15 protein-coding genes are annotated in these 15375 nt (G+C 66.6%); 4 read left to right on the forward strand and 11 right to left on the reverse strand.

Annotation, left to right across the window (positions count from 1 at the left end; genetic code table 11):
- From LI94_RS15820 to LI94_RS15830, 3 genes are all read right to left on the reverse strand, one after another.
- Positions 1 to 364 (reverse strand): radical SAM protein (locus tag LI94_RS15820; protein WP_046301777.1); only part of this gene is annotated, 364 nt, incomplete at its 3' end.
- 48 nt (positions 365 to 412) lie between these two features.
- Positions 413 to 808, reverse strand: coding sequence for a transglycosylase family protein (locus LI94_RS15825; RefSeq protein WP_046301778.1), 396 nt, complete (start codon positions 806 to 808; stop codon positions 413 to 415).
- Positions 805 to 1344, reverse strand: coding sequence for a hypothetical protein (locus tag LI94_RS15830; protein ID WP_239651248.1), 540 nt, complete (start codon positions 1342 to 1344; stop codon positions 805 to 807). Before LI94_RS15830 ends, LI94_RS15825 begins: the two co-directional genes overlap by 4 nt.
- 402 nt (positions 1345 to 1746) lie before the next feature.
- Between LI94_RS15830 and LI94_RS15835 the strand changes: the two genes are divergently transcribed.
- Genes LI94_RS15835 through LI94_RS15845 form a run of 3 tightly spaced genes read left to right on the forward strand, consistent with a single transcriptional unit; the run spans position 1747 to position 4885 of the window.
- Positions 1747 to 3426, forward strand: a complete 1680-nt coding sequence (locus tag LI94_RS15835; RefSeq protein ID WP_024440722.1) for a nitrite/sulfite reductase — start codon at positions 1747 to 1749, stop codon at positions 3424 to 3426.
- On the forward strand, positions 3423 to 4166 hold the full coding sequence (locus LI94_RS15840; RefSeq protein ID WP_046301779.1) for a phosphoadenylyl-sulfate reductase: 744 nt from the start codon (positions 3423 to 3425) through the stop codon (positions 4164 to 4166). Before LI94_RS15835 ends, LI94_RS15840 begins: the two co-directional genes overlap by 4 nt.
- On the forward strand, positions 4145 to 4885 hold the full coding sequence (locus LI94_RS15845) for a sirohydrochlorin chelatase (RefSeq protein ID WP_046301780.1): 741 nt from the start codon (positions 4145 to 4147) through the stop codon (positions 4883 to 4885). Before LI94_RS15840 ends, LI94_RS15845 begins: the two co-directional genes overlap by 22 nt.
- Before the next feature lie 12 nt (positions 4886 to 4897).
- On the opposite strand, the gene LI94_RS15850 is transcribed toward LI94_RS15845, so the two are convergent.
- The 6 genes from LI94_RS15850 to LI94_RS15875 all read right to left on the reverse strand — a co-directional run bounded on the left by LI94_RS15850 (position 4898) and on the right by LI94_RS15875 (position 10224).
- Positions 4898 to 5677 (reverse strand): hypothetical protein, encoded by a 780-nt coding sequence (locus LI94_RS15850; RefSeq protein WP_192830984.1) that lies wholly within the window; start codon positions 5675 to 5677, stop codon positions 4898 to 4900.
- A gap of 258 nt (positions 5678 to 5935) precedes the next feature.
- Positions 5936 to 6973, reverse strand: a complete 1038-nt coding sequence (locus LI94_RS15855; protein ID WP_046301782.1) for a TOBE-like domain-containing protein — start codon at positions 6971 to 6973, stop codon at positions 5936 to 5938.
- A complete protein-coding gene (gene cysW / locus LI94_RS15860) occupies positions 6970 to 7782 on the reverse strand; it encodes a sulfate ABC transporter permease subunit CysW (protein ID WP_024440726.1) in 813 nt (270 codons plus the stop codon). Before cysW ends, LI94_RS15855 begins: the two co-directional genes overlap by 4 nt.
- A gap of 1 nt (position 7783) precedes the next feature.
- Positions 7784 to 8635, reverse strand: a complete 852-nt coding sequence (cysT, locus tag LI94_RS15865; RefSeq protein WP_024440727.1) for a sulfate ABC transporter permease subunit CysT — start codon at positions 8633 to 8635, stop codon at positions 7784 to 7786.
- Positions 8632 to 9615 carry an extracellular solute-binding protein gene (locus tag LI94_RS15870; protein WP_036457166.1) on the reverse strand — a complete coding sequence of 328 codons (984 nt, stop codon included), beginning with the start codon at positions 9613 to 9615 and terminating at the stop codon, positions 8632 to 8634. Before LI94_RS15870 ends, cysT begins: the two co-directional genes overlap by 4 nt.
- A gap of 405 nt (positions 9616 to 10020) precedes the next feature.
- Positions 10021 to 10224: a hypothetical protein gene (locus LI94_RS15875; protein WP_024440729.1), complete on the reverse strand. Its 204-nt coding sequence runs from the start codon at positions 10222 to 10224 to the stop codon at positions 10021 to 10023.
- A gap of 125 nt (positions 10225 to 10349) precedes the next feature.
- Between LI94_RS15875 and LI94_RS15880 the strand changes: the two genes are divergently transcribed.
- Positions 10350 to 12401 (forward strand): glycoside hydrolase family 15 protein, encoded by a 2052-nt coding sequence (locus LI94_RS15880; RefSeq protein WP_024440730.1) that lies wholly within the window; start codon positions 10350 to 10352, stop codon positions 12399 to 12401.
- Positions 12402 to 12426: 25 nt separating this feature from the next.
- On the opposite strand, the gene LI94_RS15885 is transcribed toward LI94_RS15880, so the two are convergent.
- Both LI94_RS15885 and lepA read right to left on the reverse strand, forming a co-directional pair.
- Positions 12427 to 13191, reverse strand: coding sequence for a sensor domain-containing protein (locus LI94_RS15885; protein WP_024440731.1), 765 nt, complete (start codon positions 13189 to 13191; stop codon positions 12427 to 12429).
- On the reverse strand, positions 13191 to 15083 hold the full coding sequence (gene lepA, locus LI94_RS15890; protein ID WP_081654437.1) for a translation elongation factor 4: 1893 nt from the start codon (positions 15081 to 15083) through the stop codon (positions 13191 to 13193). Before lepA ends, LI94_RS15885 begins: the two co-directional genes overlap by 1 nt.
- Between the last annotated feature and the right edge of the window lie 292 nt (positions 15084 to 15375).

A 15375-nucleotide genomic window follows, 5' to 3' on the forward strand; every position in this document is an offset into this window, starting at 1 on the left:
TGTATAAGAGACAGGTGGTGACCTCGGCCTCGTCAGCCAGACCGAAATGCTTCCGCACCTGGTCGAGCACGCGCGCCAGCCGCGGCCCGCCCAGCAGCGACGGCGTGCCGCCCCCGACGAAGACCGTGTCGGCCGGCCGGGGACCCAACCGGGCTGCGGCCAGTTCCAGTTCCCTGTCCAGCGCCGCTACCCAGGCGTCGGGGTTTGCGCCGCCGAGCTCCGCCGGGGTGTAGGTGTTGAAGTCGCAGTAGCCGCACCGGGTGAAACAGAACGGCACGTGCACGTACACCCCGAACTGGCCGTCGTGGCCGCGCCGGGCCGGCGCCACGTCGGGCAACGCTACGGCAGGCGGGGTCGGGGTCATGGGGCTCGATCATCCCACGACATCGCGGCGGCGCTGTTCGTCGGCGCCTCAGTCGGCCCGCGCGCCGGGCCCCGGGGTGTCCTGGTAGAGCGTCGTCACATAATGGGCCAGCGAGCCGACCGGCGCGGCCGCACCGGCACCGCCGCGCGACACGCATCCCGACCACGCCCCCGGACCACGGTTGGCCATGATGCGCTTGGCGACGGCGATCTGCTGTTGCTTGGTGGCCTGCGAGGGCAGTCCCACCCCGCCGTTGGCGTCCCAGTCCGCGGCGCTGATCCGCAGCCCGCCGTAGCCGCCGTCGCCGGTATCGGCCGACCAGTTCCCGCCGGACTCGCAAAGGGCGATGGCTTCCCAGTCGATCGGGTCGGCGCCGGCCGCGCCGGACCATTCAGCGGCTCCGACCAGCAGCACGCCGACGGTCAGCGCTGTGAATTTCCTCATACCAACTCCACCTTGCTGGCCAGCCAGCGGCCGTCGACCTTGTCCATGGTCATCCGGATCCGGCTGTGGTCGAGCACCGGTTCGGGGTTGTCGGCGTTGCGCACCGCCTGGTCGACCAGCAGCACCACCACGGCGTGGCTGCGGTCGGCGGTTTTCAGCACAGCCTCGGCAACGTACCCGCGCGCCGTCGCCCTGTTGTCGATCAGTTGCTGACGCAGCTGCACGCTGGAGCGGGTGTGCATGGTCCGCAACTGGCCGGTCGATCCGTCGGTGAGGTCGGCGAAATCGCGATCAACGTTGTCGGCGTCGATATTGCTCAGCCGCAACACATATGCCTCGGCGGCCTCCAGCGCCTGCTCACCGGCGAGATGGGTTTGGTAATGCTGGACCGCCAACCATCCGCCGCAACCGACGGTGGCCGCCAGCGTCGTCATGGCCAGCCAGCGGCGCAGCTGTGCACGGCCGCTCGTGCGCGGTGGCGGGTCGGCCACCGGCGGTGGTTCCCACGCCGGTTCCCATCCGAAGTCGACACTCACGTATCCCACCCGCCTTCCGATCGGCTGCCTGTCCGCGGCGGCCCGACGCCGAGTGCCACCGCCCCCGAGCCGTTCCGATCCGCTCCCCCGGCTCGACCGCCGTAGCATCGAGCACCAGATGAGTTTTGCTCACGCTGATCACAACTTTGCGCCGGTAAGGAAGATTTTCGGCATCCATGGCATAATCGGCGCTGTGACCGCCGCCTACTGCACCTCGTCCGGGGTCGCCTTGGTGGCTCGGCGGCATATCGATTTCAAGCGTGTCTGCAGCTGTCGCTGTCTGCCTTGATGTCGTAGAACCGCCCACCTGTATTTTCCAGCTGGCCGCCGGATCTGCGTCGCCGGTGACAGTCGCCGGTGAACCGCGCGCAATCCCGCCGGCTCCTCTTTGAAGGAGAATTCATGACCGCCACTCCGACTGCTCCCCCGAGCAGGGCAAAGCGCAGCGAAGCCCAATGGGCGCTCGGCGAGACCGAACCGGTCAACCACAACGAGCAGTTCAAGCAGGAAGACCCGGCGCTGAACGTGCAGGCCCGGATCGTCGATGTGTACTCCAAGCAGGGGTTCGACTCGATCGCCAAGGACGACCTGCGCGGCCGCTTCCGCTGGATGGGCCTCTACACCCAGCGCGAGCAGGGCTACGACGGCACCTTCACCGGCGACGAGAACGCCGACCTGCTGGAGGCCAAGTACTTCATGATGCGGGTGCGCTGCGACGGCAAGGCGCTATCGGCCGCCGCGATGCGGACACTGGGACAGATCTCGGTCGACTACGCCCGCAACACCGCCGACATCTCCGACCGCAACAACCTGCAATATCACTGGATCGAGATCGAGAAGGTCCCAGAGATCTGGGACCAGCTCGACGCGGTCGGGCTGCAGACCATCGAGGCCTGCGGCGACTGCCCGCGTGGCCTGCTCGGGTCTCCGCTGGCCGGTGAATCGCTCGACGAGGTGCTCGACCCGTCCCCCGCACTCGACGAGATCGTCCGCCGATACATCGGCAACCCGGAATTCGCCAACCTGCCACGCAAGTTCAAGACCGCCGTCTCCGGTCTGCCGGACGTCGCCCATGAGATCAACGACATCTCCTTCATCGGCGTCAACCACCCCGAGCACGGCCCCGGCCTGGACCTGTGGGTCGGCGGTGGCCTGTCCACGAACCCGATGCTGGCTCAGCGCCTGGGCGCCTGGGTGCCGCTGGATGAGGTGCCCGATGTCTGGGAGGCCGTCACGAGCCTGTTCCGCGACTACGGCTACCGCCGGCTGCGGTCCAAGGCCCGGCTGAAGTTCCTGGTCAAGGACTGGGGAGTCGAGAAGTTCCGCGAAGTTCTCGAGACCGAGTACCTCAAGCGCCCGCTGATCGACGGGCCGGCACCCGAGCAGCACACCGCGACCGTCGACCACGTCGGGGTGCAGAAGACCCGCAACGGCCACAACGCGGTCGGGGTGGCCCCGATCTCGGGCCGGGTGAACGGTGCCACGCTGCTCAAGGTGGCGGAATTGATGGAGCAGGTCGGTTCCGACCGGGCCCGGTTCACGCCGTACCAGAAGCTGGTCATCCTCGACGTTCCCGACGACAAGGTCGACGGCCTGGTGGCGGAGCTGGACGCGCTGGGCCTGCCGGCCAATCCGTCGCCGTGGCGACGCAACCTGATGGCCTGCACAGGACTGGAGTTCTGCAAGCTGTCGTTCGTCGAGACCCGGGTGCGGGCCCAGAGCCTGGTCCCCGAACTCGAGCAACGCCTCGACGACCTCAACGCCGTCCTGGACGTGCCGGTCACGGTCAACATCAACGGCTGCCCGAACTCGTGCGCCCGCATCCAGGTCGCCGACATCGGGTTCAAGGGCCAGATGATCGACGACGGCAACGGCAATTCGGTCCCCGGCTTCCAGGTGCACCTCGGCGGCAGCCTGGGCGCCGACAGCGGGTTCGGCCGCAAGCTGCGTCAGCACAAGGTCTACAGCGACGAACTCGGCGACTACATCGAACGGGTGGTGCGCAACTTCATCAAACAACGCAGCGCCGGTGAGCGTTTCGCGCAGTGGGCGGTGCGCGCCGAAGAAGACGATCTGCGATGAGACCGCACAGCGAAGCGGAGTTGCGTGAGCTGGCCGCCAAGGGCGCGGCCGAACTCGACGGCGCCAGCGCCACCGAGCTGCTGGAGTGGACGGATGCGAATTTCAGCGGGGTGAACGGGCTCGACGCTTCAGGTGGACCCGCCTCCGCCAGCAACTACGTGGTGGCCTCCAACATGGCCGACGCGGTGCTGGTGGATCTCGCGGCCAAGGTCCGCACAGGGGTTCCGGTGCTGTTCCTCGACACCGGCTACCACTTCGCCGAGACCATCGGCACCCGCGACGCGGTGGAGTCGATGTACGACATCCAGTTGGTCAACGTCATCCCGGAGCAGACCGTCGCGGAGCAGGATGCGGCCCACGGTAAAGACCTGTTCGGGTCCAATCCGGCGTTGTGCTGCCGGTTGCGCAAGGTCGAGCCGCTGTCTCGCACCCTGCGCAACTACTCGGCGTGGGTCACCGGGCTGCGTCGGGTGGAAGCGCCAACGCGTGCCAACGCACCGCTGATCAGCTTCGACGAGCAGTTCGGTCTGGTGAAGGTCAACCCGATCGCGGCGTGGTCCGACGCGGAGTTCGACGCGTACATCGCCGCAAACAATGTGCTGGTCAACCCGCTGATCGAGGAAGGTTACCCATCGATCGGCTGCGCGCCGTGCACGATCAAGCCGGCGGCCGGCGCCGATCCGCGCAGCGGACGCTGGGCCGGGCTGGCCAAGACCGAATGCGGGCTTCACGCCTCGTGACCACCACGCTGGTGCTGACCGCACACGGCAGCCGGGATCCGCGCGCGGCGGCCAACACTCGCGCGATCGCGGGGCACCTGCGCCGGGTGGCGCCCGAACTCGCCGTGCGCGTGGCGTTCTGCGAACACAGCTCCCCCAACCTGAGCGATGTGCTGCGCGAGACCAGCCACGCCGGCGGTGACACCATCGTCGCCCCCCTGCTGTTGGCCAGCGCCTACCACGCCCGCGTCGATATTCCGGCGATGATCGCGGAGTCCGGCGTCGCCGTGCGGGTCGCTTCGACGCTGGGCGAGGACAGCCGCCTGGTGCAGGTTCTCGGCGAACGCCTGTCGAGCGCCGGGGCTTCGCGATTCGACCCGGAGCTGGGTGTGGTGGTGGTCGCGGTGGGCTCGTCGCGTCCGGTGGCCAACGCGCAGACCGCCACGATCGCAGCCCCGTTGTCTCGCGGAACGCGTTGGGCCGGAGTGGAAGTCGCCTTCGCCACTGAGGGCCCCCAGCCGTCGGTGCCGGAAGCCGTCGAACGGTTGCGGGCACGCGGTGCCACCAAGCTGATGATCGCTCCGTGGTTCTTGGCCAACGGCAGGATCACCGACCGGGTCGCCGCCTACGCCGCACAGGTGGGAATCCCGATAGCCGAGCCGCTCGGCGCGCACCGCCTGGTGGCCGCGACCGTGCTGGACCGAGTGGAGACCGCGCTGGCCACCGAGCTGGCTGCCTGATTGGGACTATGACTACGTGCCGGTGACAGCGCGTGCCAGCCCTACCACCATGTCGGCAAGCCCCTTCGCGACGTTGTGGGCGACTTCGGTCGCGAACTTCGCTACCGGCAGTAGAGGGTCAGTGGCCCAGCCGATCCAGGTGCCAACGGTGTAGATCCAGCTGCCAACGATATATAGGGGCGCGATGAAAAGGTCGTTGATGAAGCGAAATACTGTGTCCTCCACTTGATTGTGCAGCTGGAGAGGATCTGCCCAGGGCGCATTCATGTCCGGAAGATTGCCGATGCCGCCTGGAAAGCCGCCGCCCCCGGGCACGCCCATACAACTATTCATATCGCCGGTGAGCTCCCAACACTGCATTATTTGCAGGCTCTTTGCGAGGTTCTCGTAATACGGGTCGTAGAACGCACGTTCCTCTGGGGAGAGGTAGACCCGCTGCGAGGCGTAGTTCGCCAACATCGCTTGGTAGTACTGGATTTCTTCGTGAAGACCCGGAGGAACCGTCGTGGCCGCAGCCGGACCGGCAACCTCGTCAGTCGCACCGAACTCCTCCGCTCCCACCACCGGTAGCGTCGACGTACCGGAGTCCGCATCCACCACAGGACCGGTCTCCGAAGAGAGCTGAGCCAGGGGGCTATCGAGGTCCAGCTGCGGCTCGAAGATCAGCCCATCCGGCGTCGACAGCGAGTCCGCGTCGGTGCTGATGTCCGCCACCGGAACGGCGGTGTCCCCCAGCACGTCGTCGAAGTCGGGAATATCGGCGTGCGCGCTGCCGACGAACAGCATGGTCATCCCCAGCGCCATGGACGCCGTTGCGGCCCGCCCGGCGCGACGCCGCTGCGGCCGGTTGCCAAGGCGAGAAGACACCAGCACCCCCTGAGTATGGGAATCACCTGAACTGAACGTGAGCAAAACTTAGCTGAAGGGTGGTCTCAGGTCAACTAATCGGGACCAGAATCCAGATAATAGGCAGCGACGCGTCACTCGTGGATTCACGGATTCCGGACGGCCCGCACCAAGGCGGGCCTTGCCCGGACACATCTGGCGCCGCTACGCCGGCACCGCCGGCGCGCCTACTGCCGCCACGTCACTCAACGGAGGCACCCGGGTGGCCCGCACGTAGACGGTGTCCCCCTCGGCCAGTGCGAGCGCTTCGGCGTCGCCGCGGGTGATCTGGGCGGTGAACGGCACTCCCGTGGCGGCGTTGGTGAGCTCGACCCGTACTTCGAAGCCCAAAGTCACCACCCGGTCGACGGTGGCACGCAAAACCCCGACCCCGTCGGCGCCGTCCACGGTGGCCGCGGACACCGCCATATCGGGGGTGCGGCCGACCCGGATGTCGTGCGGACGGACCAACGCTCCGTTAAGCGAGGACACCGCGCCCAAGAACGACATGACGAACGCGTTCGCCGGAGCGTCGTAAACCTCGGTCGGGGTACCGAGCTGCTCGATACGGCCCTGGTTCAGCACGGCGATCCGGTCCGCGACGTCCAGCGCCTCGGCCTGATCGTGGGTGACCAGCACCGTGGTGACATGCACCTCGTCGTGCAGCCGGCGCAGCCAGGCCCGCAGGTCTTCCCGGACCTTGGCGTCCAGCGCCCCGAACGGCTCGTCGAGCAGCAACACCTGCGGGTCCACCGCGAGGGCACGCGCCAGGGCCATCCGCTGACGCTGACCGCCGGACAACTGGTTGGGATAGCGGGTCTGAAAACCGCTGAGTCCCACCACTTCCAGCAGGTTGTCGACCTTTTCCTTGATCTCTGCCTTAGGCCGCTTGCGAATCTTGAGCCCGAACGCCACGTTGTCGCGCACCGTCATGTGCTTGAAAGCCGCGTAGTGCTGAAAGACGAATCCGATCCCGCGCCGCTGCGGCGGCACACCGGTGACGTCGACCCCGTTGATGGTGACCGTTCCGCTGTCCGGGTGATCCAGGCCGGCGATGGCCCGCAGCAGCGTCGACTTACCCGAGCCGCTGGGGCCCAGCAGCGCCGTCAGCGAACCCGACGGGACCGCGAAGTCGACGTTATCCAACGCGACGAAGTCGCCGTAGCGCTTGTTCGCCCCACGCACCGTGATTGCGTTGCTCATTTGTCTCCCTTTCCGGCCCGAACGTCGAGCACCACCTGAACGATCAAGACCAACACCGACACTGTCATCAGCAGCGTGGACAAGGCGTAGGCGCCGTATTCGGCGCCGCGGTTGTAGCGGTCAGAAACCAGCAACGTCAGCGTCTGGGATTTTCCGGGCAGGTTCGACGACACGATCAACACCGCACCGTACTCGCCGAGGGTGCGCGCCACCGTCAGCACGATCCCGTACGTCAGCCCCCAGCGGATCGACGGCAGCGTGATCCGCCAGAACGTCTGCCACCAGCTCGAGCCCAGCGTGGCCGACGCCTCTTCCATGTCGGTGCCCAGTTCGTGCAGCACCGGTTCGACTTCCCGGATCACGAACGGCAGCGTGACGAAGATGCTGGCCAGCACGATGCCGGGCAGACCGAAGATGATCTTGAAGCCCCAGTCGTTCTCGACGAAGCCCAACAGCCCAGCCGATCCCCACAGCACGACCAGCGCCACACCGACGATCACCGGAGAGACCGCGAAGGGCAGGTCGATAATCGCCTGCAGTGCGCCCTTGCCGCGGAATTTATTGCGCGCCAACACCAATGCGGTCGGAATGCCGAAGATGACGTTCAGCGGCACCACGATGGCCACCACCAGCAGCGACAGCTGCAGCGCTGAGATGGCAGCCGGGGTGGAGATGTAGTCGAAGAACTGCCCGAACCCGGGCGCGAAGCTGCGCCACAGGATCAGCGACACCGGGACGACCAACAGCAGCCCGACGTAGGCCACCGCCAGGAACCGGAACAGATAGCGGAATTTTCGTGTCGACGTCATATCAGGACCTCTCCTGCCGCTTGCTCACGCGCGATCCCAGCACCCGCAACGCGAGCAGCACCAGGAAGGAAACCGCGAGCAGCACCAACGAGATCGCCGCCGCCCCGGTCCGGTCGTCGTTCTCGATCAGGGTGCGGATCCACTGCGAGGAAACCTCGGTCTTACCGGGCACCGCGCCACCGATCAACACCACCGAGCCGAACTCGCCGATCGCCCGGGAGAACGCCAGTCCCGCCCCCGTCAACAATGCCGGAGTCAGCGCCGGCAGCACCACGGCGCGGAAGATGGTCAACCCGGAGGCACCCAGCGACGCGGCCGCTTCCTCGACCTCCCGGTCGATCTCCAGCAGCACCGGTTGCACCGACCGCACCACAAAGGGCAGCGTGACGAACGCCAACGCCAGGCCGACGCCCCAGGCGGTGTGCTGCAGGTGCACGTGCACCGGGCTGGCGGGGCCGTAGAGCGCCAGCATCACCAGGCTCGCGACGATGGTGGGCAACGCGAACGGCAGATCGATGATCACATCGATGAAGCGCTTGCCAAAGAAGTCGTCGCGCACCAGAACCCACGCGATCAACAGGCCGAACACCAGGTTGAGCACGGTGACGCCGGCCGCGATCGTCAGCGTCACCCGGAACGACTGCAGCGCCGCGTGCGAGGTGACCGCCAACTCGAAGGCGCGCCATCCACCGCCGCCGGCCTGCCAGGCGATCGCTGACAGCGGCGCCAACACGATCAGCGACAGCCACACCGTGGCGGCACCGACGCGCAGCGACACCCCTTCACGCCGGAACCTGGAGTGCGACCCGCCGTCGCCGAGCCGAGTCTCCTCGGTGACCGGTACGGCGCTCATCCGGTGACCCGGGTGTAGATCTTGGTGATGGCGCCGTTCGACTTGTCGAAGAGCGAGTTGTCGACAACGTCCCACCCGCCGAGATCGGCGATGGTCCACAGCTTGTCGGGATCCGGGAACGCGTTTCGGAATTCCTCGGCGATGCTCGGGTCGGCCGGACGGAACCCGGCTTCGGCCCACAGCCGCTGCGCCGCCGACGTGTACTGGAAATTCTTGAACGCGGTGACAGTGTCAAGGTGGCGACTGGAGGTCACCACAGCCAACGGGTTTTCGATCTTGAAGGTCTGCGACGGGTTGACGTGCTCCACCGGCTTGCCCTTGCGCTCGACCGCGATAGCCTCGTTCTCATAGCTGATCAGCACGTCGCCACTGCCCTGCAGGAACACGTCGGTGGCCTCGCGACCGGAGCCCGGGCGCAGCTTGAAATGGTCACCGACCAGCTTCTCGATGAAGTCCAGGCCGGCCTGCGGGTTCTTGCCTCCCTCGCTCTTGACGGCGTAAGGAGCCAGCAGATTCCATTTGGCAGATCCAGAACTCAGCGGGCTGGGGCTGATCACCTCGACCCCGGGCCGCAATAGGTCGTCCCAGTCGTTGATGTGCTTGGGGTTGCCCTGCCGCACTACCAAAGTCACCACCGAACCGAACGGGATACCCCTGGTGACATCGGCGTTCCAGTCCTCGGCGACCTTGCCGGCCTTCACCAATCGGGTGACGTCGGGTTCCACCGAGAAGTTCACGATGTCAGCGGGTTTGCCGCTGGCGACCCCGCGGGACTGATCGCCCGATGCGCCATATGAGGTGACGACCTGAACGTCGGCGCCCTCCTCGGTGTTGTAGAAGGCTGGGATCACCTTGCTCCAGCCGGGTTCTGGAACCGCGTATGCCACCAGCGTCAGGGTGGTGTGCGCTTCAGAGCGCTCGCCACCTCCGACGACATCGCTGGGTCCGCCGCCACACCCGGCGAGTGTGGTGACTGCCATGGCGGTGGCCAGGGCCAGCGCGATGCTCCGCGCGATGGTGTTGGGCATTGATGACCTTTCGGGCGATCCGTATCGACGTCGGCAAGAATGCTTGTCCGTCGGATCGCGAAAGGCGTTCGATTCTCCAGAACGTGCGTCAACAAAGACGACACCGGTACGCCGACGGGTGCGGTATCAGCGACAACAGTGCAGGTCGGCCACAGCGGAAGTGATCACGGCGAGCTTCGGGAACGCCAAAAACTGGCGCTGCCGGTCACCGGTCGCTGCGAACATGCGGGGAAGCATAACAGAGGCCGGGGCGGGCAGCGTCCAGCCCGGTGCAGCGGGCCTAGCGGGTCAGCAACCAGCTGACGATTACCAGCACAATCAGCCCGACCAGCACCAACGTCACCTGCGAACGAGGCATCAGCGGACCCCACCGTCGCGACCGTGCCGGACTCGTTCCCGCACCCGAATTCCCTCTCCCAGCACCGCGTCCAGCGCCGAGGCAAGACCGTAGGCCAGCAACAGCACCACCGGCATCACCACCGCGGTCTGTACCACGAAACCGAGGCCCGACAGCCACAGCTCAACACCGTCCCACCAGCCCAGGAAGCCCACCACCCCCATAACCTTAGCGGCGATCGCAAGTGCGGCGAAGCGGGTCGCCGCCGTGGCCGTGGCGAGCCTGCGGCCGGAGCCACGATCGGCCGATCCGGGTAGACGTGCGGCATGCCGCCAGAGATGATGACGGCATGGACCTGCACACCCCGCCGGGCGATGCACCCGCCAAGACCGCCTCGGAGACCCCCGCGTCCACCGGAGGCACCAGCACCGCGGCTCCGACGCCACCCCCGTTGTCGGCGACCGCCCCAGTGCCGTATGCGGCGACACCGAGTTCGGTCCGCAATCCGTTTCCCCCGATCGCCGACTACGCGTTTCTGTCGGACTGCGAGAACACCTGCCTGATCTCGGCAGCGGGATCGGTGGAGTGGATGTGCCTGCCGCGCCCGGACTCCCCCAGCGTCTTCGGTGCGCTGTTGGACCGCAGCGCCGGACATTTCCGGCTCGGGCCCTACGGGGTGTCGGTGCCCGCGGCCCGCCGCTACCTGCCCGGAAGTCCGATCATGGAAACCACGTGGCAGACCCACACCGGCTGGCTGATCGTGCGGGACGCGCTGGTGATGGGCAAATGGCACGACATCGACGCACGATCGCAGACTCACCGGCGCACCCCCACCGACTGGGACGCCGAGCACATCCTGCTGCGCACGGTGCGTTGCGTCAGTGGCACCGTCGAGCTGACCATGAGCTGCGAGCCGGCGTTCGACTATCACCGCACCAGCGCCACCTGGGAATACTCGGCCAACGCCTACGGCGAGGCGATCGCGCGGGCCCGGCAGAATCCGGATGCCCATCCGACCCTGCGACTGACAACGAATCTGCGGCTGGGACTGGAGGGCCGTGAAGCCCGGGCCCGCACCCGGCTGACCGAGGGGGATGACGTCTTCGTGGCCTTGAGCTGGTCGAAACACCCCGCGCCGCAAAGCTATGCCGAAGCCGCAGACAAGATGTGGAACACCACCGAATGCTGGCGGCAATGGATCAACATCGGCAACTTCCCCGACCATCCGTGGCGCTCGTACCTGCAGCGCAGCGCGCTGACGCTGAAGGGTCTGACGTACTCGCCGACCGGGGCACTGCTGGCTGCGCCCACCACATCGCTGCCGGAAACGCCTCAGGGCGAACGGAATTGGGACTACCGATACAGCTGGGTGCGCGACTCGGCATTCACACTGTGGGGCCTGTACACACTGGGCCTAGACCGCGAGGCCGACGACTTCTTCTCGTTCATCGCCGACGTGTCCGGCGTGAACAACGGACAACAACACCCGTTGCAGGTGATGTACGGCGTCGGCGGGGAGCATGAACTGGTCGAGCAGGAGTTGGACCACCTGTCCGGCTACGACAACGCCCGTCCGGTGCGAATCGGCAATGGCGCCTACAACCAGCAACAGCACGACATCTGGGGCACCATGCTGGACTCGGTCTACCTGCACGCCAAGTCTCGCGAGCAGATCCCAGAAACCCTGTGGCCGGTGCTGAAACGTCAGGTGGAAGAGGCCATCAAGCACTGGCGCGAACCCGACCGAGGCATCTGGGAGGTGCGCGGCGAACCGCAGCACTTCACCTCGTCGAAGGTGATGTGCTGGGTGGCGCTGGACCGCGGGTCGAAACTGGCCGAACTGCAGGGCGCGGTCTCCTACGCCAAGCAGTGGCGGGCGATCGCCGAGGAGATCAAGGCCGACGTGCTGGCCAACGGAGTGGATTCCCGCGGCGTGCTGACCCAGACTTACGGCAGCACCGCACTGGACGCATCGTTGCTGCTGGTGGTGCTGACCCGCTTCCTGCCGGCCGACGATCCGCGGGTGCGCGCCACCGTCATGGCGATCGCCGAAGAACTCACCGAAGACGGCCTGGTGCTGCGCTATCGCACCGAGGAGACCGACGACGGGCTGTCCGGCGCCGAGGGCACCTTCACCATCTGCTCGTTCTGGCTGGTATCGGCACTGGTGGAGATCGGCGAGGTGAGCCGGGCCAAGCACCTGTGTGAGCGGCTGCTGTCGTTCGCCAGCCCGTTGCATCTCTACGCCGAGGAGATCGAGCCCCGCACCGGCCGGCACTTGGGCAACTTCCCGCAGGCCTTCACCCACCTGGCGCTGATCAACGCGGTCGTCCACGTGATTCGGGCCGAGGAGGAGGCCGACTCCACCGGCGGTTTCCAGCCCGCGAACGCGCCGATGTAGTGCGCTTGTCACGCCGGTCCCGCCTCTACCCGCTGATGTTGCGCACCTTGTCCAACATCGCGCGGGCCAGGTCAGCGGCGGTGCTGTCCCCCGCAGGTGGCGCCCCCGAGTGTTCCTCCTCGTCGACGAACCAGAACACGTCGACATCGACGACACAGTTCACCCGCGCCGCGAGCGCCCGCGAAACCCGTAGTCCCGCCTCGCCATCCACGCTGGTTCGCACCGTGGCCACCAATACCGCGTCCTGGTCGGAGACGTCGGTGATCTCACCGCTGGCCTCGTCGTCAGTCCCGCTGTCCCGCGTCACCACTACCCCGTCACAGCTGCCCCACTGCTGAGCGAACTTCTCGAAGAGCGCGTCGGCGTCTGCGGAACTGTCCAGCGCGATCACCGCCTCGGCCACCCCGGTCAGCGGCGAATCCTCGTCGCTTGAGCTGTCCCAGAACTCGTGGGCCACGTCGCGCACCGTCGCGACGCTGTAAACGCTGCGCTGGCCGCCCACCGCTGCACCGACGCAGTCTCCCGGCTCCGCCGATGCCCAGGCGTCGGGCAGATCGTCGAGGCCGCCGAACCGCGGCGGCAGGGTGAGATCACTGCGGAAAGGCCGGCCGGTCAGCTTCGACAGCTCTGAGTCGTCGAGCAGGACCTGACGGACCGCCATCCCGGTCACGGGCGTCGGCGCCAATCCGGGGGCGGGCCGGACGGTTCCGGCAACCACCGTGGTGCACCCACCGGCCAACAGCGCGACTGCCGCAGCGCCCGCCGCGACTGCGCCTGCCCGGACGGCCACTACTTCTTGGCCTTATCCCCGGCAGAGCCCCCACTGTCGGTCGACAGCGCCGCGACGAACGCCTCCTGCGGCACGTCGACCCGGCCGATGGTCTTCATCCGCTTCTTGCCCTCTTTCTGCTTCTCCAGCAGTTTGCGCTTACGGGTGATGTCACCGCCGTAGCACTTGGACAGCACGTCCTTACGGATGGCCCGGATGTTTTCGCGGGCAATGATTCTCGAGCCGATCGCGGCCTGCACCGGAACTTCGAACTGCTGACGCGGAATCAGTTCCTTGAGCTTGGTGGTCATCTTGTTGCCGTAGGCCGAAGCCGAGTCTTTGTGGACGATCGCACTGAACGCGTCCACCGCCTCGCCCTGCAGCAGGATGTCGACTTTGACCAAGTCGGCCTCCTGCTCGCCGGCCTCTTCGTAGTCCAGGCTGGCGTAGCCCCGCGTGCGCGACTTCAGCGAATCGAAAAAGTCGAAGATTATCTCGCCCAACGGCATCGTGTAGCGCAGTTCGACACGTTCCGGAGAGAGGTAGTCCATGCCGCCGAGTTCCCCACGGCGAGACTGGCACAGTTCCATGATGGTGCCGACGAACTCGCTCGGGGCGATCACGGTGGTCTTGACGACCGGCTCAAAGACGGTGCGGATCTTGCCTTCCGGCCAGTCCGACGGGTTGGTGACGACGATCTCGCTGTTGTCTTCAGCGATCACCCGGTAGACAACGTTGGGCGAGGTTGAGATCAGGTCGAGGTTGAACTCGCGTTCCAGCCGCTCTCGGGTGATCTCCATGTGCAGCAGGCCCAGGAAGCCGCACCGGAAGCCGAAGCCCAATGCCACCGAGGTTTCCGGCTCGTAGGTCAGGGCAGCATCGTTGAGCTGCAGTTTGTCCAGCGCCTCGCGCAGGTTCGGGTAGTCAGACCCGTCGACCGGGTAGAGCCCGGAATAAACCATCGGCTTGGGCTCGCGGTATCCGGTGAGCGCCTCGGTGGCCCCGCCCCGGGCAGTGGTGACGGTGTCGCCGACCTTCGATTGACGCACGTCCTTCACACCGGTGATCAAGTAACCCACCTCGCCCACGCCAAGGCCCTTGGTGGCCTTGGGTTCCGGGGAGACGATGCCGACCTCGAGCAGCTCGTGGGTGGCACCGGTGGACATCATCGCGATCTTCTCGCGAGGGGTGATCTTGCCATCGACGACCCGGACATACGTGACCACTCCGCGGTAGATGTCATAGACGGAGTCGAAGATCATCGCCCGTGCCGGCGCGTCGGCGTCGCCGGTGGGCGCCGGCACCTGCTTCACCACTTCGTCGAGCAACTCGGCCACGCCTTCGCCGGTCTTACCGGAGACTTTCAGCACGTCTTCGGGCTCGCACCCGATGATGTGGGCCAGTTCCGCGGCGTAACGCTCCGGGTCGGCCGCGGGCAGGTCGATCTTGTTGAGCACCGGGATGATCGTGAGCTCACGGTCCAGCGCCAGGTACAGGTTCGCCAGGGTCTGGGCTTCGATGCCCTGGGCGGCGTCGACCAGCAGAATGGCGCCCTCGCAGGCCTCCAGCGCGCGCGACACCTCGTAGGTGAAGTCGACGTGACCGGGGGTGTCGATCAGGTGCAGCACGTAGTCGCCGGCTTCAGCTCCGTTACGCGGGCCCGTCTCCGGGTCGTCCTTGACCGTCCAGGGCAGCCGAACGTTCTGCGCCTTGATGGTGATGCCGCGTTCCCGCTCGATGTCCATTCGGTCCAGGTACTGGGCACGCATCGATCGGTCGTCGACGACGCCGGTGAGCTGCAGCATCCGGTCGGCCAGGGTGGATTTGCCATGGTCGATGTGGGCGATGATGCAGAAGTTCCGTATCTGCGCCGGCGCGGTGAAGGTCTGGTCGGCGAAACTGCTGATGGGGATCTCCTGGTGAGGCGAGTTGTGGCGTTACCAGGGTATCGAGTCGAGCCGGTGCGGACCCAATCGCACCGGCCCGGGGCCACCCCGCCGGCGCCGTCGCATGTGAACCGCACACCCTGGAGCCGAGCAGGTGGCCCACCCGGCTCCAGGTGGACTTCGGAAGAGGCCAGGCCCGGCAAGGCGAAACCCCCGGAGACCGGCACCCAGGGCGGTTTCAAGGGGTCGTCGCAACACTGGTGGTTAATTGGCCAGTAGTAGATCACGCAGACGCTCGGCTGGGGTATCCCAGCCGAGC

The organism is Mycobacterium sp. UM_Kg27 (assembly GCF_000972905.1).
Taxonomy (GTDB): domain Bacteria; phylum Actinomycetota; class Actinomycetes; order Mycobacteriales; family Mycobacteriaceae; genus Mycobacterium.